The following is a 19,884-nucleotide window of genomic DNA, read 5'->3' as shown; positions in this document are numbered from 1 at the left end:
GAGGCGCTAAGCACCCTGTTGGGTCCTGAAGGAACAACCCGAGGGTTGTCTTTCAGAACCATGACCCCACTGTGGTGGGGGACGGTTGCCAGGCATGACCTGGTGTGGCATACCGCCGGCGGTGGTCGGGTTTGGTGTCGCGCTGTGGGTTGTGGGTTGGTTGTTTGTTGAGAATTGCACAGTGGACGCGAGCATCTTTGTGGTCAAGTTGTCAAGGGCGAACGGTGGATGCCTTGGCACCAGGAGCCGATGAAGGACGTGGGAGGCCGCGATAGGCCTGGGGGAGCTGTCAACCAAGCTGTGATCCCAGGGTGTCCGAATGGGGAAACCCGGCACCAGTCATGTGGTGTCACCCGCACCTGAACACATAGGGTGTGTGGGGGGAACGCGGGGAAGTGAAACATCTCAGTACCCGTAGGAAGAGAAAACAAATTTAGTGATTCCGTGAGTAGTGGCGAGCGAAAGCGGATTGAGGCTAAACCGGCTGCGTGTGATACCTGTCAGGGGTTGCGTGGTCGGGGTTGTGGGACCCCGCTGAACAAGCTGACACTTGTTCGAGGAGTTATAAAGTCAGTGGCTAGCCGAACAGTCTGGAATGGCTGACCGTAGGCGGTGAGAGTCCGGTAGGTGAAAGTTGCTGACCTTCTGTGGGTGTTCCCGAGTAGCGGCGGACCCCTGAAATCTGCCGTGAATCTGCCAGGACCACCTGGTAAGCCTAAATACTTCCTGGTGACCGATAGCGGACGAGTACCGTGAGGGAATGGTGAAAAGTACCCCGGGAGGGGAGTGAAATAGTACCTGAAACCGTTCGCCTACAATCCGTCGGAGCCTTGCGGGGTGACGGCGTGCCTTTTGAAGAATGAGCCTGCGAGTTAGTGGCATGTGGCGAGGTTAACCCGTGTGGGGGAGCCGTAGCGAAAGCGAGTCTGAATAGGGCGATCGAGTCGCATGTCCTAGACCCGAAGCGGAGTGATCTAGCCATGGGCAGGCTGAAGCGCGGGTAAGACCGCGTGGAGGGCCGAACCCACCAACGTTGAAAAGTTGGGGGATGACCTGTGGTTAGGGGTGAAAGGCCAATCAAACTCCGTGATAGCTGGTTCTCCCCGAAATGCATTTAGGTGCAGCGTCGCGTGTTTCTTGCCGGAGGTAGAGCACTGGATGGTCTAGGGGGCCCACAAGCTTACCGAAATCAGCCAAACTCCGAATGCCGGTAAGTGAGAGCGCGGCAGTGAGACTGCGGGGGATAAGCTTCGTAGTCGAGAGGGAAACAGCCCAGATCACCAGCTAAGGCCCCTAAGCGTGTGCTAAGTGGAAAAGGATGTGGGGTCGCATAGACAACCAGGAGGTTGGCTTAGAAGCAGCCACCCTTTAAAGAGTGCGTAATAGCTCACTGGTCAAGTGGTTCCGCGCCGACAATGTAGCGGGGCTCAAGCACACCGCCGAAGCTGTGGCATTCACATTTCAACCTCGCTTGGACTTGATTCCTTGTGCAGGTGTGTGGATGGGTAGGGGAGCGTCGTGCCGGGGGTGAAGCAACGGGGTGACCTAGTTGTGGACGCGGCACGAGTGAGAATGCAGGCATGAGTAGCGAAAGAAGGGTGAGAAACCCTTCCGCCGGATGACCAAGGGTTCCAGGGCCAGGCTAATCCGCCCTGGGTGAGTCGGGACCTAAGGCGAGGCCGAGAGGCGTAGTCGATGGACAACGGGTTGATATTCCCGTACCCGCGAAAGAGCGACCCTGATGAACCTCGTTGTGCTAACCACCCGAACCAGCCGAGACCTTCGGGTCGAGGTTGGGGAGCGTGGGAACCTGGCGGGTAGTAGTCAAGCGATGGGGTGACGCAGGAAGGTAGCTGATCCCGGCCGGTGGTTGTGCCGGGGTAAGCGTGTAGGCCGCACCATAGGCAAATCCGTGGTGCATGGAGGCTGAGACGTGATGCCGAGCCGATTCAGGTGAAGTCAGTGATCCTATGCTGCCGAGAAAAGCCTCTAGCGAGTTCTGAGCGGCCCGTACCCCAAACCGACACAGGTGGTCAGGTAGAGAATACCGAGGCGATCGGGCGAACTGTGGTTAAGGAACTCGGCAAATTGCCCCCGTAACTTAGGGAGAAGGGGGGCCGGAGACGTGAAGCCCCGCGCGGGTGGAGCGTTGTATGGCCGCAGAGAGCAGGGGGAAGCGACTGTTTACTAAAAACACAGGTCCATGCGAAGAAGTAATTCGATGTATATGGACTGACGCCTGCCCGGTGCTGGAACGTTAAGGGGACCTGTTAGCTCTTCGGGGCGAAGCGGAGAACTTAAGCGCCAGTAAACGGCGGTGGTAACTATAACCATCCTAAGGTAGCGAAATTCCTTGTCGGGTAAGTTCCGACCTGCACGAATGGCGTAACGACTTCCCCACTGTCTCAACCACAGGCCCGGCGAAATTGCAGTACGAGTAAAGATGCTCGTTACGCGCGGCAGGACGGAAAGACCCCGGGACCTTTACTATAGCTTGACATTGGTATCCGAATTAGCTTGTGTAGGATAGGTGGGAGCCGGTGAAGTCCATACGCCAGTATGGGTGGAGGCAATCTTGAAATACCACTCTGGTTGATTTGGGTATCTAACTTCGGACCGTTATCCGGTTCAGGGACAGTGTCTGGTGGGTAGTTTAACTGGGGCGGTTGCCTCCTAAAGGGTAACGGAGGCGCCCAAAGGTTCCCTCAGCCTGGTTGGCAATCAGGTGTTGAGTGCAAGTACACAAGGGAGCTTGACTGTGAGACTGACAGGTCGAGCAGGGACGAAAGTCGGGACTAGTGATCCGGCACTTGCGAGTGGAAGCGGTGTCGCTCAACGGATAAAAGGTACCCCGGGGATAACAGGCTGATCTTCCCCAAGAGTCCATATCGACGGGATGGTTTGGCACCTCGATGTCGGCTCGTCGCATCCTGGGGCTGTAGCAGGTCCCAAGGGTTGGGCTGTTCGCCCATTAAAGCGGTACGCGAGCTGGGTTTAGAACGTCGTGAGACAGTTCGGTCCCTATCCGCCGTGCGCGTAGGATACTTGAGAAGGGCTGTCCCTAGTACGAGAGGACCGGGACGGACGAACCTCTGGTGTGCCAGTTGTCCCGCCAGGGGCACGGCTGGTTAGCTACGTTCGGAAGGGATAACCGCTGAAAGCATCTAAGCGGGAAGCTCGCTTCAAGATGAGGTATCCCACCACTCTTTGAGTGGGTAAGGCCCCCAGCTAGACGACTGGGTTGATAGGCCGGAAATGTAAGCCCGGTAACGGGTTCAGTTGACCGGTACTAATAGGCCGAGGACTTGACTACGAAGCTGCTACGCGTCCACTGTGCAACTCTGAACACGCAAACACCCACGGGTTGTTTTGACATGTTCATAGAGTTACGGCGGTCATGGCGGAGGGGAAACGCCCGGTAACATTCCGAACCCGGAAGCTAAGCCCTCCAGCGCCGATGGTACTGCACTCGGGAGGGTGTGGGAGAGTAGGACACCGCCGGACATCCATTCAGTTAGGGCCACCCCACACGGGGTGGCCCTAACTGCATTCACCCGTCGGAAGCCGGCACCGCCCGGACTCGGTCGAGGCCGGTTCGGTGAATCGACCCGATCCCCCACTCCGCCTCGGTACGGTCGGTGCGGGACGCGCCCCTGGTGGTGCGGCCCCCGCCGCGATGGCGGAAACGTGACGTGGCGTACGCCTCGTCCGCAATCGGGGCGGACCGGCCGGGGTACCTGCTCCCCGTACGACCGGAACTGACCGCCGGGCGACCGGCGGAGGCAGGAGTGGTCATGAAGATCGGAATCATCGGCTCGGGGCACATCGGCGGCACCCTCACCCGGCGGCTGGCCGCCCTCGGGCACGACGTGACCGTGGCGAACTCGCGGGGCCCGCAGAGCCTCACCGACCTGGCGCAGGAGACCGGCGCCACGGCCGGCACCCTGGAGCAGGCGGCGCAGGACGCCGAACTGGTGGTCGTGGCGATCCCGCTGCTGGCGGTGCCGGGGCTCCCCGCGGAACCCTTCGACGGCAAGGTGGTCGTCGACGCCAACAACTACTACCCCCAGCGCGACGGCGACATCGCCGAGCTGCTCGACCGCAGTCTCAGCTCCAGCCGCTGGACCGCCGACCACCTCAAGGGTGCCCGAGTGGTGAAGGCGTTCAACAACATCCAGGCCCAGCACCTCATGGACAACGGTCGGCCGGCCGGCGCCCCGGATCGGATCGCCCTGCCGATCGCCGGCGACGACGCCGAGGCCAAGCAGCTCGTGATGGGGCTCGTCGACTCGCTCGGCTTCGACCCGGTGGACGCGGGCACGCTGGACGAGAGCTGGCGGCAGCAGCCCGACACCCCCGTCTACGGCACCGACCGCGACGCGGACGGCGTACGGCAGGGGCTGGCCGAAGCGCGGCCCTGAGGGCGTACGACAGCACGAAGCCCCGCCGGCGACGGAGCCGGCGGGGCTTCGGTGTGCCCTGGGTCAGGAGGGTTCCGGGGCGCAGATGAAGCGCGGCTCGGCGTCGTAGGTCCAGCTGAACTTCTCCCGCTTGACGACCTTGCCGTCCTTCTTGATGACCCGGAACGCGTCCTGGCTGAAGCCGTCGCTGCCCACGGCCGAGATGCACCTCGGGCCGGGCTCCAGGTAGACCGTCTTCGGCTTGGTGATGTTGCGGCGGGGACCGTACTCCGTCTTGACGCTGTCGTAGATCTTCGTGCTCCAGATCGACACCGTGATGGTGCTGGCGGTCCACGAGGTGTCGATCAGCACCCCGTACGGGGTGTTGTTACGGAACTTGAAGTCCAGGTCCGGCCAGAAGATGGTCGACTCGATCACCGCCGGGTAGCGGCTGAAGTAGAACGAGTGCGGCTTGTGCTCGACGTCCTCCAGGCCCGCGTAGTACGTGGCGTTGAAGAGCGTGGTGGTGAACTGGGAGACCCCGCCGCCCACGCCCGGCACCAGCTTGCCGCCGACGATGACCGGCGCGTCCTTGTAGCCCTGGGCGTAGCCACGCTCGCCGGTGTGCCCGTTGAGCGAGAACGTCTCGCCGGGCTGCACGACCGTGCCGTCCACGTCCTTGGCGGCCTGGATGATGTTCTGGCTGCGCGGCGAAGAGAGACCGCCGGGGAACCGGGTGGTGAAGGTGGACACCCGCTCCTTGATGCCGAGGGTGGCCAGCTTCTCCTCGGTCAGCTCCGGCTCGCTCGGCTTGAGCTGACCGGTGACCGTCCGCCCCTCGGTCTTCGGCAGGACGGCGAGCAGGTCGCGGCCGAGGGCGGCCGTGTCGACCTGCTGCCCGGTCCGGCCCGGCACCACCTTGGGCTTACCGCCGGAGATGGTCATGCCGGCGTCCTTCGGCGGCACCTCGATCGACGCCAGCCGGTCGCCGAGCGCGCTGCGCAGCCGCTTCACGTCCACCCGGGGGGTCAGCTTGCCGGCGTCGTCGGCGGAGAAGCGCAGGGCACGGGCGATCGCGGACGGGGGAATGCTCACCGAGCCCTTGTCCGTGGTGAGGGTGACCGGGGCGGCCACGGCCGGCTTGGCCAGCTCGGCGATCAGCCGGTCCACCTCCTCCCGGGTGGTGGCCGGTGCCTTCTCCACCACCGGCACGGTCACCGGCTCACCGGCGAGCCAGCCGGCCTTGACCACCTGGACGGACTGGTCCGGGTCGAGGGAGAGGGCCGGCTTCGGGTAGACCGGCTTCGGCGTGGTGCCGGTGAAGATGATCGCCGGCATGGTCATGTCCCGGCCCTGCTTGCCCAGCACCGTGCGCAGCGCGGCGTCGAGCTTGGCGGCGTCCACCGTCACCACCGGGTCCACCGTGCGGGAGCCGACCAGGCGGCTCACCGGGGGCGCGTCGGCCGCCGCCGCGGCGGCCACCGTGGCGTCGACGTCCACGGCCAGCCCGACGTCGGCGGGCATGATCTCCGCCTTCGTCTCGCCCACCACGACGGTCAGCGGGCCGTTCAACGTCGCGGCCCGCCGCTCCAGCTCGGCGCGGAGCTCCTTAGCCGCGTCGGCCCGGCTGCGGCCACCCAGCTCGGCCCCGAGCACGGTGGTGCCCCGGGGGACGTCACCGGCGTACGCGTAGGCGCCGACACCGGCGACGCCGGCCAGCACCGCGGCGGTCAGCCCGCCGGCCAGGAGCAGCTTGACCCGGCGCGACCGCAGGCCACCGGTCGGGCCCGCGGACTTCCCGCCCGGCGGCGGCTCCTCGTCACCGGGCCAGGTGACCGCGGTGACCTGCACCGTGGGCCGGTCGTCGGAGAGACGTTTGTCGCCGTAAAGGGTCACAGCCACCTCGATCGGGACGTACCACGTGGGGGGTTGCGGCCCCCCGGAAGCAACTACGGTAACGAACGCGCGGACCGCTCGACACTGTGCGCCCGGCCATCTGTGCCCACCGCGTGTCGACGGGGGTGGGGCCGGTCGCCGCGCCGGGTGGCCGCCGTGGCACGGTTGTCGCTGTGGGCGATCGGATGCTGGCGTACGGCGGCGGGTGGCTGGACCGGGCGGCGGCGCTGCGTGCCGACCGGGAGTGGATGACGGCCCGGCTGGCCGACCCCGCCGGGGTGCTGCTCCCCCTCTGGCGTGACCACTGTCTCGTCGACGCCGGTCAGGCTCCCGTCCGGCTCGCCCTGGCCGACGCCGCCGACCTCCTCGCCGCCGCCGACGAGCCGGTCTTCCTGGGCCTCGACGACGACGTGCCGGTCTTCGCCGTGGACCTGTCGCAGCGCAGCGGGGTGGAGGCGGTGCGGCTGGCCGGGGCCGTCTCGACCGTCGACGTCCGCGCCCTGGTGGGACGGCTCGCCCCCGCCGACGCGGCGGTGCAGGCGTACGCCCGGGGGTTGCTGCACTGGCACCGGCAGCAGCGCTACTGCGGCAGCTGCGGGTCGGCGACGGTGCCCCGCGACGGTGGGCACGTACGCGCCTGCTCGGGGCCACGCTGCGGTCGGTTGATCTTCCCGAGGATCGAACCGGCGATCATCGTGCTGGTGGAGTCCCCGGCGGGAGCCGAGGCGCCGGACCGCTGCCTGCTGGGCCGGCACGCCGGAGCGCCCCAGGGGTCGTACTCGACGCTCGCCGGGTTCGTCGAGGTCGGTGAGAGCCTGGAGGACGCCGTCCGGCGGGAGATGGCCGAGGAGGCCGGGGTGAGCGTGACCGCGCTGTCGTACCAGGGGTCGCAGGCGTGGCCCTTCCCGGCCGGGCTGATGGTCGGCTTCCGGGCCACCGCCGGGTCCGAGGAGGTCCGGGTCGACGGCGAGGAGCTGCTGGAGGCGCGCTGGTTCACCCGCGCCGAGCTGCGCGAGCGGGTGGCCGCCGGACGGACCCTCGGCCGGGTCGACTCGATCGACCATCACCTGCTCACCGGCTGGCTCGCCGCCGGCGACTGAACCGCCTCACCGGACCTGCACCGCCACCGGGGGGCCGGCCACCCCGTCCTGGTTGCCGTCCGTGGCGGCCACCCGGAACTCGTAGCGGTGGTCGCGGGTCAGCAGCACCGCGGTGTGCCGGGTGCCGTGCACCGGGACCGGGTCGCTCCGCCAGCCCTCGCCGGCCGTGGCGTCGCGCAGCTGCACGCGGTAGGCGAGGCCGGGGCCGGCCGACTGCCAGCTCAGCCGCACGTCACCGGCGCCGCCGGCGGTCGCGGTCAGGCCGGTGGGGATGGGCAGCCGGGGGGTGGCCCGGACGGGCTCGCTGCGCGGGCCGGGGCCGGCCTGGTTGGTCACGGCCACCACGAACTCGTACTCGTGGCCGTTGCGCAGCGCCGCCACGGTGGCCCGGGTGCCCCGGGTCGGGATCGGCTCCTCGGTGAAGTCACGGTCCCCGGCGGTGAGGTCACGCCGGTAGATGCGGTGCCAGCCGTCCGGGTCCGGGGACCGCCAGGTCAGCTCGACGTTGCCCGGCCCGGCCTTGGCGCGCAGGTCGCGCGGTACGGCGTCGGGCGGGGCGAAGCGGGACCGGATCCGCACGGGGGTGGCCCGGGGGCCCTCGCCGCCGCTGTTCACCGCGCTGACGCTGAACTCGTACTCGTGGCCGTGCTCCAGGTGCCGGGCGACGTGGTCGGCCCCGGACTCCCACGCCGGCGGGTCGTGGGCCGCGCCCCGGGTGAGGTCACGGCGGTGGACCCGGTAGGTGACCCCGAGACCGAGCGTCCGCCAGGTCAGCCGGACCGTGCCGTCGGGGCGGGTGCTCGCGGCGAGCCCGGACGGGGCGGCCGGGGGCGTGACGACGGCGGTCACCCGGACCGGCGACGAGGGGCCGCTCTCCCCGCCGCCCCCGATCGCGACCACGGTGAACTCGTACGTCGTGGCGTGGCGGAGGAACTCGACGGTGGCGTGGGTGCCGGAGAACGTGCCGACCGGGCCGCGCCTGCCGGTGGCGAGGTCGCGCTGCTCGATCCGGAAGAGCTGGACGAACGGGACCGGGTCCCAGCTCAGGGTGACGTCACCGGAGCGGCCCGGCCGGGCCCGCAGCCCGGTGGGCGGGGGCGGGGGCGGCACCGTGGCGGTCGCGGCGGCCACCGGTGAGGGCGGGCTCTCGCCGCGCCGGCCGAGGGTGGTGACCCGGAACTCGTACTCGTGCCGGTCGACCAGGAAGTCGGCGGCGGCGCGGGGCTCGGCCGAGGGCTCGCCGATGCGGACGAAGTGGGTCTGCCCGGCCGTCACGTCGCGGCGGTGCACCTGGTATCGCAGGTCGCTGTCGGCGCGTACGGCGGGCCAGGTCAGCTCGACGGCCCCGGCGCCGCCGGGACGGGCGGTGAGGGCCTGCGGCGCGGGCGGCACGTCGGCCCGGTCGGGGCGGCGACGCGGCCAGTCGACCTCCACGAAGCGGGGGCGGTAGACGCCGGCGTCGGCGTAGGTGACGACGTCGTCCACGTTGTTGACGTTGTAGGAGACCAGCAGCTTGCCGGGGCGGGCCAGGTCGGGGTGCAGGTCGGCGTCGTAGACGAGGTGACCGGCCGCGGTCTCCGGGGCCCGGTGCAGGTAGTCGGGGCCCTCGAACGGGCCGGTCGGCGCGGAGGCCGAGTACGCCACCAGGTCGGCGCTGAACACCAGGTTGTTCTCGTGGGTGACCAGCACGTACCGCCCGTCGACCCGCTGTACCCCGTAGGCGGTGCCGACGCCGCTGAGCACCCGGGCCGAGGCGCGGCCGTCGGTGGACCAGCCGTCGCCGGTCCAGAACTCCCACGGGCCGCCCAGGTCGTCCCCGGCGACCCGGGCCAGGTGGGCGAACTTGGCCTGGCCGGCCGCCTCGGTGCCGTAGACGTAGGTGTGCCCGCCGTCGCGCAGCAGGCTGGACCCCCAGGCCACCCGGGCGTCCAGCGGCAGCGGCCGGACCCCGGTGGGGGTGAGCGAGGGCAGGGCGAAGGTGGCCAGCGAGGTGCCGAGCAGGGTGTGGTCGAGCGGGCCGGCGCCGGTGCGTCGGTAGCGGTTGGCCAGCACCTGGAGGGTGTCGCCGACGACCTGCGCGTCACCGATCCAGTGGAACTCCCCCGGGGACGGCGACGGGATCAGGGCGTGCGGCTCGTCGGTGGTGCCGCCGTGCAGGGTCTCGCCCAGCTCCTCACCGTGCTGCACGATCGCCGAGTTGTTCACGAAGGGCGGGGTGCGCGGGCGGGAGCCGTCCGGGTCGACCGGGCCGAGGAACGTGTCGGAGAAGAGCCAGAGCAGCCGACCGTCGGGCAGCCGTACCGAGGTGGTGCGGTCCGCGCCGGTCCACCGGCCGGAGGTGTCGCCGTAGCTGTCGAAGAGGGCGGTCAGCCGGTCGGCGGAGAGGCCATCGCCGGCGACCGGGCGGGGCACGCCGGCGGGGGCCGCCGCCAGCAGGCAGATCACGTACAGGATGAGTAGCCAGCGGGCGGGCCGGCGGGCACCGGCCGTCCGTCGGCCCGTGTCGGCCACCGTCACCAGAAACCCCCGTCTACTGGTCAACCACCTCGCAGGGTGTCATGACCCACGGAGGTGGCGGTAGGGGTCGGAAGGACGGAAGTGGCTGCGCTGTCCGGTTCATGGCGGATCGTCATGGCACCGGTGATCACGGCGGTCAGTCCCGCCGTCACCAGAGCGGCGACGGCGATCCCGGCGACCGAGTGCGGCACCACGGTGGCGACCGCGCCGACGAAGGCGACGGTGGCGGCCCACAGCGGGGCGGAGGGCCACCGCGCGGACGCCGCCACCCGCGCGTTGATCAGGACGAAGACCAGGGCGTACAGGGCGCCGGTGGCGGCGAAGAGGGGCGCGTACCGGCCGTGGGCGGTGTACTCGGCGCCGCCGGCCAGGCCGAAGGCGAGTCCACCGGCGACCGTGGTGGCGAGCACCAGCGCCGCGCCCGCCGCGCCGACCAACGTCAGCGCGGTGAGCAGCGTACGGCGGTCGCCCTTGGCCAGCCGGGGCAGGGCTATCACGGTCACCACCTGCGGCGCCCACAGCGCGCCCTTGGTGAGCACGGTGCCGACGGCGTACACCCCGGAGGCGTCGGGTGGGAGGAAGCGGCGGGCCAGCAGCAGGTCCGCGTACGAGACGACCAGCATGGCGAGGGTGGCGCCGCTGGCGGTGAGGACCGTGCGGGTGGCCAGGGTCGGCGAGACCGGGTCGATGCCGGCCCCCCGGTTGAGGCGGACCAGCAGGGCCAGCATCAGCACCGAGGTGACCGCACCGGCCAGCAGGGCGCCGGTCAGCCCGCCGCCGAGGGCCAGTCCGGCGATCATGCCGCCGTACCGGCCGACGGCGAGCAGCGCCATCCCGACGGCCAGGCGCAGGAAGCGCTGGTCGCCCTGGAGTTCCCCGAGCCACCGGCCGGCCGCCACCACGGCCACGGTGAGCACGCCCAGCAGCAGCACGGCCGGCCCGGTCAGCCGGAACACGACGGCGGAGACGGGGAGGACCAGGGCCAGCAGGGCGGCGGTGACCACCACGGTGACCAGGGTGGGGCGGGTGGTGGCGGCCCGCCCGTGCCGGGCGCGGTGCACGGCCACGGCGATCTGGAGGCCGGTGCTGGCGACGCCGCCGATCGCGCCGAGCGCCAGCAGGGTGGCCAGCGCGCTCAGCCCGGCCGGGTCGAGGTGGCGGGCGCCGAGCACGGGCACCACGTACGCCAGGCCGTTGACGAGGACACCGGCCAGGGTGACCGCGACCCCGGCCTTGCCGAGCCCCGCGCGGCCCTGTCCGTCGTCCGACCCTGTCACCATGACCGCCCCGTGTCGCCGGCTTCGCCGGGTCCGTCCGGGCACGCGCGTACAGTGTCGCCACGCCGGCGCGCCCTTTTGCCGGGTCAGCCTAGTGAGGAGGTCAACCCTGCGGGAGAGGTCGATGCTCGTCGCGACCGGGTTGGCCGTCACCGTGGCGGTGCTGGCCCCGCTGGCGGCGCCCGGGCTGGTGCTGAGCTACGACATGGTGTTCGTGCCGCACCAGCCGTGGCGGGCCGAACTGGTCGCCCCGGGTGAGTCGCTGCCCCGGGCGGTGCCGCTGGACGCGTTGGTCTCGCTGGCCAGCCAGGTGGCGCCGGGCTGGCTGCTGCAACGGGTGGCGCTGGTCGCGGTGCTGCTGACGGCCGCGGTGGGGGCCGGTCGCCTGGTGCCCGCGCGCCACCCGGCCACCCGGGCGGTGGCCGCGGTGGGGTACGCCTGGACGCCGTACCTGGCCGAGCGGCTGCTCATCGGGCACTGGGGGCTGCTGCTGGCGTACGGGGCGCTGCCCTGGCTGGTCGCCGCCGCGATCGCCGTGCGCGAGCAGCGGCCGGCGGCGCTGCGTCGGCTGGTGCTGGCGGCGCTGCCGGCGGTGGTGACCCCGACCGGCGGGGTGATCGCGCTGGTCACCGTCGCCGTGCTGGTCGCCCGGCGCGGGGCGGCCCGGCTGACCGCCCTGGCCGTGGGCGCGGTGCTGCTGCTGAACCTGCCCTGGCTGGTGGCGACCGCCCTGACCCGGGCGGACGCGCGCAGCGACCCGGACGGGGTGGCGGCCTTCTCCGCGCGGGCGGAGAACTGGAGCGGGGTGCTGGGCGCGCTGGCCGGCACCGGGGGGATCTGGAACGCGCAGACCACGCCGGTGAGCCGGTCCTCCCCGCTCGCCCCGGTCGCCACGGCGCTGCTGCTGGCGCTGGCGGTGCTCGGCTTCCGGGCGCTGCGTGCGCGCTGGCCGGCGGGGGCGGCGACCCGGCTGGCGGTGCTGGCCGCAGGCGGGTTCCTCGCCGCCCTGCTCGGCGTGCTGCCCGGACTCGCCACGCTGCTGGGTTGGGCGGTTGTCACGGTGCCGGGGGCGGGGCTGCTCCGGGACGGGCAGAAGTTCCTGGTGCCGTACGCGCTGCTGGTGGTCCTGGCCGGCGCGCTCGGCGCGGAGCGGCTGGCCGGCAGGGTGACCGCCGGGGGCGCGGTGGCCGGTGGCCGGGCGCTGCTCGGCGCGGCGCTGCTGCTACCGGTGGTGGTCATGCCCGACCTGGCGTTCGGCGCGGCGGGTCGGCTGCGGCCGGTGCGGTACCCGGCGGACTGGGACGCCGTTGCCCGGCGGTTGGACGGGCAACCGGGGGAGGTCCTGTCGCTGCCGTTCGGCGCGTACCGGGCCTACCCGTGGAACGGGGGGCGGACGGTGCTCGACCCGCTGCCCCGGTACGTGGACGCCGACGTGCTGGTCGACGACACGCTCTGGGTGGGTACGACCGAGGTGAGCGGGGAGAACCGGCGGGCTGCCCAGGTGGGGCGGGTGCTCGCGGCGGGCGGCCCGGTGACCGCGACCGGGGTGCGCTGGGTGGTGGTACAGCGCACCGCCGGGGGGCGGCCGGTGGACCCGGCATCGCTGACCGGGCTGCGCGAGGTGTACGCGGGACCGGAGCTGGTTCTCTACGAGAACCCGTCGACGCGCTGATCAGGCCGCCGGACCGGTCCGCATTGATCGGCCTCGCGGCCCTCCCGGCGTTGACTACTTGGTGGTAACGTCCCGCGCACGCAGCTCAGGAGGAGGAAGAAAGCGCCATGCGCAGTGCTCTCTCGTTGGTTCTGGTCGCGGTCGCCGCGATCGCTCTGGGTGCCTTCGGCACCGTGGCGCTGGCCACCACGCTGACCGGCACGACTGCGTCCGAGGCGGCGGAGGCCGAGCAGGCCGCCCGTACCGAGTCGGGCGGCGGCGGCAACGGTGCCAACCTGCCGCTGATCTACGGCAACAAGTAGGACTGCTCCATCTGCTTCACCGGCGCTCCCGCCGGCACGTTCGCGGCCCTCGTCACGAGGGCCGCGAACTTTTCGCCCGAGACCGGCCAGGTGAACCGGGCCGCGTGGGCGCGGGCCGCCTCCCCCATCGTGCTGCGGTAGGCGTCGTCGGTCAGCAGCAGCCGTACCTTCGCCACGAAGTCGTCGACGTCGTCGGCGAGCAGTCCGGTCTCGCCGTCGACCACCGCCTCCTCGACCCCGCCCGCGCCCCGGAACGCCACCGTCGGGGTGCCGACCGCGCCGGCCTCGACGATGGTCAGTCCCCAGCCCTCCTTGAGCGACGGGGTCAGCGCCACCCAGGCGGCGGCGAGCAGTTCCCGCTTCTCGGTGTCGGTGACGAAGCCGGTGAAGCGGACCCGGTCGGTGACGCCGAGGTCGGCGGCGAGCTGGCGCAGCTGCGGCTCCCACCAGCCCTGACCGGCCACGGTCAGGCTCAGTCCGGGCAGTTCGGCGCCGAGCCGCGCGAGAGCGCGCAGCGCGACCTCGACCTGCTTGTGCGGGACCAGCCGGCCGAGCACCACCAGGGAGGGCTGCGGTGAGCGGGTCACCGGCCCGACCGTCATGTCGGGTGTGCCGTTGTGCACGATGGCGACCCGGGCCGGGTCGATGCCGAGGCCGGCCAGCTCGTCACGGGTGGCGGCGGAGACGGTGACGTACTGGCAGCGGCGGTAGACGCGCGGAGCCAGCCAGGACTCGACCCACCAGCCGAAGCTGGCGAGCCAGCGGCCGAGCACCACCGGCCACTGCTCCCGGTGCACGTGGTGCACCAGGGCGATCACCGGGCGGCGGGCGTAGAGGGCGGAGAGGAAGGGCAGGCCGTTGCCGACGTCGACGATCAGGTCCGGCCGTCCACCGTGCCGGCGGCTGAGCGGGCCGAATCCGAGGGCGCCGGCCAGGTAGACCAGGGCGGCGCGCAGGTAGACCGTGTGCCGGCCGCCGCGGCGCAGCACCCGTACGCCGTCGGTGGTGGTCTCCTCGGCCGGGCCGGCCGAGTGGGTGGCGCAGAGCAGGGTCGCCCGGTGGCCGCGCCGAACGAGTTCACCGGCGATCCGTTCGACGTAGACCTCGGATCCGCCGCCCTCCGGGTTCCGGGTGTCTCTCCAGTTGAGGAACAGTACGTGCCGGGTGGGGGCGGCAGCCGGTGCTTCCAACGCTCACTCCTACTGCCGAGTAATGTTCACGGTCGCGTCACACTATGGGCTGCGTCACGTTGGCCGCAATGCCCGATCGGAGGCGAGATGCAGCAGTCGCCGGGCCGCCCGGGGCAGGCTGAGAGCCCGGACACCACACCGAGGACGGTGTGGCGTCTGCGCTTGGTCGCGGTATGTGTGGCTTTGTCCGCCCTTGCGTTCCTCCAGGACCCGGGCCTGGTGGTCATCGACACCAAGGTCGACCTCGCCATCGATCCGGCCGGATGGATGACGCGATCCCTGCACGTCTGGGATCCCGACGGGACCTTCGGTCAGCTCCAGAACCAGGCGTACGGCTACCTCTGGCCGATGGGACCGTTCTTCCTGGCCGGCAAGCTGCTGGCCGTGCCGGCCTGGGTGGTGCAGCGACTGTGGTGGGCCCTGGTGATGACGGTGGCCTGCACCGGCGTGGTCCGGCTCGCCGAGCGGCTGCACATCGGCACCCCGTGGGCCCGGCTGCTCGCCGGGGTCGCCTTCGCGCTCTCCCCCCGGCTGCTCACCGAACTGGGCCCCATCTCGGTCGAGGCGTGGCCGAGCGCCGTCGCGCCCTGGGTGCTCGTCCCGCTGGTCGGGCTGGCCCACGGGGCGCCGCTGCGCCGGGCGGTCACCCGGTCGGCGTTGGTGGTGGCCTGCGCGGGCGGGGTCAACGCGACCGCCGTGCTGGCGGTGGTGCCGCTGGCCGCGCTCTGGCTGGTCGGCCTGCACCCGTTCCGGCTGCGGGTGAAGGCCCTGGTCGCCTGGGGACTGGCCGTGGCGGCGGCGACCGCCTGGTGGCTGGTGCCGCTGCTGCTGCTCGGCCGGTACAGCCCGCCCTTCCTGGACTACATCGAGACCGCGCCGGTGACCACCGCGCCGACCGACACCACCACCGTGCTGCGCGGCGCGTCGCACTGGCACGCGTACCTCAACGGGGCGTACGGGCCGCCGTGGACGGCCGGCTGGCGGCTGGCCACCGAGCAGCCGCTGGTGATCGCCACGCTGGTCGTGGCCGGTCTCGGCATCGCCGGGCTGGCCCGGCGCGGCATGCCGTACCGGCGCTTCCTGGTCACCGGCCTGCTGGTCGGGTTGGCCTTGGTCGGGCTCGGCCACGTCGGGCAGCTCGACGGCTTCGGCGCGCAGACCCAACGCGCCTTCCTCGACGCGGCGGGCGCGCCGCTGCGCAACGTGCACAAGTTCGACGTGGTGCTGCGGCTGCCGCTCATCCTGGGCCTGGCCCACCTGGTCGGGCTGGTGCTGCGGGCCGCCCGGACCGGGGACCGCCCCGAGCTGGCCGCCCTGCTGCCCCGCCTTCTCCAGCCGGTCCGGCTGCGCGCCGCCCTGGTCACCGGGACGGCCCTGGTGGCGGTCGGCGCGGTGGCCACCCCGGCGCTCGGTGGCGGACTGGCCGCGCAGGGCAGCTTCCGCGACGTCCCCGGGTACTGGCAGGCGGCGACGACCTGGCTGGACCGCAACGTCGGCGACGACCGGGTGCTGGTGGTGCCCGCCGCCCGGTTCCCCCGCTACCTCTGGGGCAGCCCGAGCGACGAGATGACCCAGCCGCTGCTGGAACGCCCCTGGGCGGTCCGCAGCTCGGTGCCGCTCACCCCGCCCGGCACCATCCGGCTGCTCGACGCGGTGGAGTCGGCGCTGGCCAGTGGGCAGGGCTCCGCCGGCCTGGCCGACCTGCTCGCCCGCTCCGGTGTGCGGTACCTGCTGCTCCGCGCCGACCTCGACTACGGCCGCAGCGACGCCACCCAACCGGTGGTGGTGCGCCAGGCGCTGCTCCGCTCGCCCGGCATCGCCCCCGTACGCGGGTTCGGACCGGAGGTCGGCGGTGGCCGGCTCCCCGGCAACTTCGTCGACCGGGGCCTGGACACCCGGGTCCGGGCGCTGGAGGTGTTCGAGGTCCGCCGCTCGGTGGACCCGGTCGTCGCGTACGACGCGGACGACGTGACCACCGTCGTCGGCGGGCCGGAGTCGCTGCTGCCGCTGGCCGCGTCCGGCCGGCTCTCCGACGCGCCGACGGTGCTCGCCGGCGACCGCCCGGACCAGCTCGGCGACACGCCGGTCACGCTCACCGACGGGCTGCGCCGGCGCGAGGTCGCCTTCGGGCGGCAGCACGACAACGCTTCGGCCACCCTGACCCCGGGCGAGCGGCCCCGCCTGGCGGCCCCGGCCCGGGACTACCTGCCGGACTGGGGCGACGAGGCGTCGACCGTGGTGCGGTACCTCGGCATCGGCGGGGTCCGCGCGTCCAGCGCCTGGTCGCAGGCGCAGTCGCTGGGCGCCACCCGTCCCGAGCACCAGCCGTACGCGGCCGTCGACGGTGACCTGAGCACCTCCTGGCGCTCCGCGCCGGGGACGGTGGCGACCGGGCAGTGGTTCGAGGTGGAGCTGCTCCAGCCGCAGGTCGTCCGCAAGCTGCGGATCACCTTCGACACCGGGGCCGACTCGCTGCCCACCAAGGTCACCGTCACCGCCGGCCGGCAGCAGACCACGGTGCCGACCTCCGGCCGGGTCCTCGACGTCACCCTCCCCGACGGCTACCCGACGCGGGTCGTCCGGGTCACCGTCGAGCAGGTCTTCGACGTCCGGGCCGGCTTCGGGGGGGTGGGCATCTCCGAACTCGCGATCCCCGGCATGGAGGCCGCCCGCACCCTGGTCGTGCCCTCTCCGCCGGCCACCACCGCGCCCGCCTCGGTGGTGCTCACCGCCGCGCCGTCCGTGCCGGCGTGCGTGTTCGAGCGGGGCCAGCCGATCTGCGACGGCGGACTGGCCCGCGCCTCCGAGGACTCCGACAAGATCGACCGTACGGTGGAGCTGCCGGTCGCCGCCGGCTACCAGGTCGCGGTGCGGGCCCGGCCGCGCCCGGGGGCGGCGCTCAACGCGCTGCTCGACCCCGGAGGCGCGGCGGCGGTGACGACCGGGGTCACCCCCACGGTCGTCGCCTCCACCACGGGCGTACCCCACCCGGCCGCCCGCCCCGGCGCGGTGGTCGACGGCGACGCCTCCACCACCTGGTACGCCGCCGATTCCGACCGCCAGCCGTGGCTGCGACTGACCTGGCCCAAGCCGCGCCTGATCAGCGGCCTGCGGATGACCCTGCCGTCCACCGCGGCGGCGGCCCGCCCGTGGCGGATCACCGTCTTCGGCGACGGGGGCATGCGCGGCGGCGTGCTGGACGAGGGCGGTGGCTTCCTCTTCGACCGCCCCCTGCTCAGCGACGAGATCACCGTGCTGGTTTCGGACCTAATTCCGGCCCGCTCGTACGACCCGTACCGGCGGGTGACCCAGGACCTGCCGGTCGGGGTGGGCGAGCTGACCGTGCTGCCGGCTGCCCGGGTGACCCGGGCCGACCCGCTCAAGCGGGTTCCGCTGCCCTGCGGAAGCGGGCCCGACGTCGCCGTCGCCGGTGAGCGGCGTACCACCGCGCTCCTGGCCAATCGTCGTGACCTGCTGGAACTGCGCGAGGTCAACGCGGTGCTCTGCGGTGCGGACGCGAAGGAGCCGGTGACCCTGGCCGCCGGCGAGGCCCGGCTGCTCGCGGCGGGGAACCGGCTCGCCGTCCCGACCCAGCTCACCCTCACCCCGCTCGGGGTCCTGCCCGGTGCCAGCGGCGGCACCGCCGCGGGCACCGGTGAGCCGGCCGCGACCCGCACCGCCGTCCGGATCGACGGCTGGTCCGCCACCCGCCGGGACCTGCACCTCACCGGCTACCCGGGCGAGCGGGTGCTGGCGCTGCGGGAGAACGCCAACGCCGGATGGGTGGCCACCGCCGGCGGGAAGAGGCTGACCCCGTTCGTGGTGGACGGCTGGCAGCAGGGCTGGCTGGTGCCCGCCGGCTACCGGGGGACGGTGGAGCTGCGCTTCGCCCCCGACGACGGGTACGTGCTGGCGCTCGGCGCGGGGGCGGCGCTGCTCGCCGGGGTCGCGGTGCTGGCGGCGCTGCCGTCGAGGCGTACCGGCGTGCCGGTGCCGCCGGTCGTCCGCCGCCGGCGCGGCCGGTTCCTCGCCGCGTTCGTCGGTGGTGGCGCGTTGCTGCTGGTGGGGGGCCCGGCGGCGGTCGGCGTGGCGCTGCTGGTGTTCGTCGGCGTGCTCGGCGGGCGGGCGCTGGAGCCGCACCTGCACCCGCCGGACCGGCGGGGGATGCACCGGCTGCGTCGGGCCACCGTGCGCTGGCTGCCCGTGGCGTGCTTCGCGGTCGCCGGGTGGTACGCGGCGACCCGGGGCGGGCACACCGCGTGGCAGCCTCAGTTGGCCGCGGTCGCCACCGCCACGTTGCTCTGGCTCTCGCTGGTGCTGCGCCGCTTCCGGCGCGGCCACTGACTGCCCCACCGCTGGAAGGGCTTTTCCACGGCGTAGTAGCTGACCGAGGCGAGGACCAGCCCACCGGCGACGGTGAGCACGAAGATCCCGAGTGGGTCGCCGGTGAACTCCGGCCGGTCGAAGACCAGGTAGATGCCCTCCAGCACGAACGGGTGCCAGAGGAAGAGCCCGTACGACACCCGTCCGAGCCACCGCCCGAGGACGCTGTCGAAGACGCTCTTGGTGCGCGTCTGCGGGCCGAACGCGACCGGGACGATCAGCATGACCGCGACGACCACGTAGAGCACCAGCTTGGTGCCGAACTCGGCGGCGGTCGGCTCGGCCAGGTCACGCGGCCCGGTGACCGGGGTGGTGGCGACCGCCAGGGCGGCCAGGGCGATGGCCCAGCAGGCCAGCGGGGCGCGACCGAGGTCGTCGAGCCACCGCCAGCGCTCGCCGGTGCCGGTGCGCAGCGTGACGTGCGCGCTGGCCAGGGCCATGCCGGCGCCGAACCAACCGGCGGACGACGGCAGCCACATGGTGTGCAGGCCGAGGCTGAGCACGCCCAGACCCATCAGCGCGACCCACACCCCGGTCACCACCAGCGAGGCGACCGCGATCCGGGACACCCGGTCGGGGCGGGGGCGCCGGCCCAGCAGCAGCACGGCCAGCACGGGCAGCAGCAGGTAGAAGCTGACCTCGGTGGCGAGGCTCCAGGTCTGGCTGAGGCCGTCCTTGAGCTGCCCGTGCTGGTAGATCTGGGTCAGCGTGGCGTGCCGCAGCCAGTCGGCGGTGGTCGCGTCGCGGTTCTGCGGCAGCACCAGCAGGCAGACCACGACCGTCACCCAGTAGGCGGGCAGGATCCGGGTGGCCCGTCGCCAGAGGTATCTACCGGCGGCGGGGGGACGCTGGTACGTTGCCTGCGCGTGCGCGTACGGCCGGAAGAGCAGGAACCCCGAGAGGACGAAGAACACGGCGACACCCACGTCGAGTCGGGACAGCCACGCGCCGACGACGGCGTCGCCGGTGTTGCGTCCGGTGGCGAATCCGACGTGGTGACCGACGACGGCGAGCGCGCCGATGACCCGGACCGCGTCGAGCGCGGGGAGCCGCCGCAGAGCCGGATCGGGGATCGGAGCAGACATCAGCCGTCCAGAGGGTCGCGTTGATATGTGACTCGGGAGTAACGTGCGGCCCAGTTTTACAG

General features: G+C 71.8%; 10 protein-coding genes and 2 rRNA genes. 7 read left to right on the top strand and 5 right to left on the bottom strand.

What is annotated here, in order from left to right:
- Nucleotides 1-201 precede the first annotated feature (201 nt).
- From GA0070614_RS15050 to GA0070614_RS15040, 3 genes are all read left to right on the top strand, one after another.
- Nucleotides 202-3,313, top strand: a 23S ribosomal RNA gene (locus GA0070614_RS15050).
- Nucleotides 3,314-3,387: 74 nt separating this feature from the next.
- Nucleotides 3,388-3,504, top strand: a 5S ribosomal RNA gene (gene rrf, locus GA0070614_RS15045).
- Between the two features lie 290 nt (nt 3,505-3,794).
- Nucleotides 3,795-4,421 (top strand): NADPH-dependent F420 reductase, encoded by a 627-nt coding sequence (locus GA0070614_RS15040; RefSeq protein WP_088976550.1) that lies wholly within the window; start codon nt 3,795-3,797, stop codon nt 4,419-4,421.
- A 63-nt stretch (nt 4,422-4,484) separates the two neighbouring features.
- On the opposite strand, the gene GA0070614_RS15035 is transcribed toward GA0070614_RS15040, so the two are convergent.
- Complete coding sequence (locus GA0070614_RS15035) at nt 4,485-6,302, bottom strand: VanW family protein (RefSeq protein ID WP_172892443.1); 1,818 nt, start codon at nt 6,300-6,302, stop codon at nt 4,485-4,487.
- Nucleotides 6,303-6,481: 179 nt separating this feature from the next.
- Between GA0070614_RS15035 and nudC the strand changes: the two genes are divergently transcribed.
- Nucleotides 6,482-7,396: an NAD(+) diphosphatase gene (gene nudC / locus GA0070614_RS15030; RefSeq protein WP_088979444.1), complete on the top strand. Its 915-nt coding sequence runs from the start codon at nt 6,482-6,484 to the stop codon at nt 7,394-7,396.
- 6 nt (nt 7,397-7,402) lie between these two features.
- On the opposite strand, the gene GA0070614_RS15025 is transcribed toward nudC, so the two are convergent.
- Entirely contained in the window at nt 7,403-9,937 is a 2,535-nt protein-coding gene (locus GA0070614_RS15025; protein WP_157745002.1) for a fibronectin type III domain-containing protein, read from the bottom strand.
- Nucleotides 9,934-11,193 (bottom strand): MATE family efflux transporter, encoded by a 1,260-nt coding sequence (locus GA0070614_RS15020; RefSeq protein WP_088976547.1) that lies wholly within the window; start codon nt 11,191-11,193, stop codon nt 9,934-9,936. Before GA0070614_RS15020 ends, GA0070614_RS15025 begins: the two co-directional genes overlap by 4 nt.
- A gap of 121 nt (nt 11,194-11,314) precedes the next feature.
- Between GA0070614_RS15020 and GA0070614_RS15015 the strand changes: the two genes are divergently transcribed.
- Together GA0070614_RS15015 and GA0070614_RS30235 are read left to right on the top strand one after the other, a co-directional pair.
- Nucleotides 11,315-12,862, top strand: coding sequence for a hypothetical protein (locus GA0070614_RS15015; protein WP_088976546.1), 1,548 nt, complete (start codon nt 11,315-11,317; stop codon nt 12,860-12,862).
- A 107-nt stretch (nt 12,863-12,969) separates the two neighbouring features.
- Nucleotides 12,970-13,164 (top strand): hypothetical protein, encoded by a 195-nt coding sequence (locus GA0070614_RS30235; protein ID WP_157745001.1) that lies wholly within the window; start codon nt 12,970-12,972, stop codon nt 13,162-13,164.
- On the opposite strand, the gene GA0070614_RS15010 is transcribed toward GA0070614_RS30235, so the two are convergent.
- Nucleotides 13,149-14,354 carry a glycosyltransferase family 4 protein gene (locus tag GA0070614_RS15010; RefSeq protein WP_088976545.1) on the bottom strand — a complete coding sequence of 402 codons (1,206 nt, stop codon included), beginning with the start codon at nt 14,352-14,354 and terminating at the stop codon, nt 13,149-13,151. The genes GA0070614_RS30235 and GA0070614_RS15010 overlap by 16 nt on opposite strands.
- An 87-nt stretch (nt 14,355-14,441) precedes the next feature.
- Here GA0070614_RS15010 and GA0070614_RS31755 point away from each other — a divergent pair, with 87 nt between their 5' ends.
- Nucleotides 14,442-18,698 (top strand): alpha-(1->3)-arabinofuranosyltransferase domain-containing protein, encoded by a 4,257-nt coding sequence (locus tag GA0070614_RS31755; protein ID WP_088976544.1) that lies wholly within the window; start codon nt 14,442-14,444, stop codon nt 18,696-18,698.
- Here GA0070614_RS31755 and GA0070614_RS15000 read toward each other — a convergent pair.
- A complete protein-coding gene (locus GA0070614_RS15000; RefSeq protein ID WP_088976543.1) occupies nt 18,623-19,822 on the bottom strand; it encodes an acyltransferase family protein in 1,200 nt (399 codons plus the stop codon). The genes GA0070614_RS31755 and GA0070614_RS15000 overlap by 76 nt on opposite strands.
- Between the last annotated feature and the right edge of the window lie 62 nt (nt 19,823-19,884).

This window comes from Micromonospora coxensis (assembly GCF_900090295.1).
In the GTDB taxonomy this organism is placed as follows: Bacteria; Actinomycetota; Actinomycetes; order Mycobacteriales; family Micromonosporaceae; genus Micromonospora; species Micromonospora coxensis.
The sequence above is the reverse complement of the archived record's forward strand: the minus strand, read 5'-3'. Positions and strand labels throughout refer to the sequence as shown.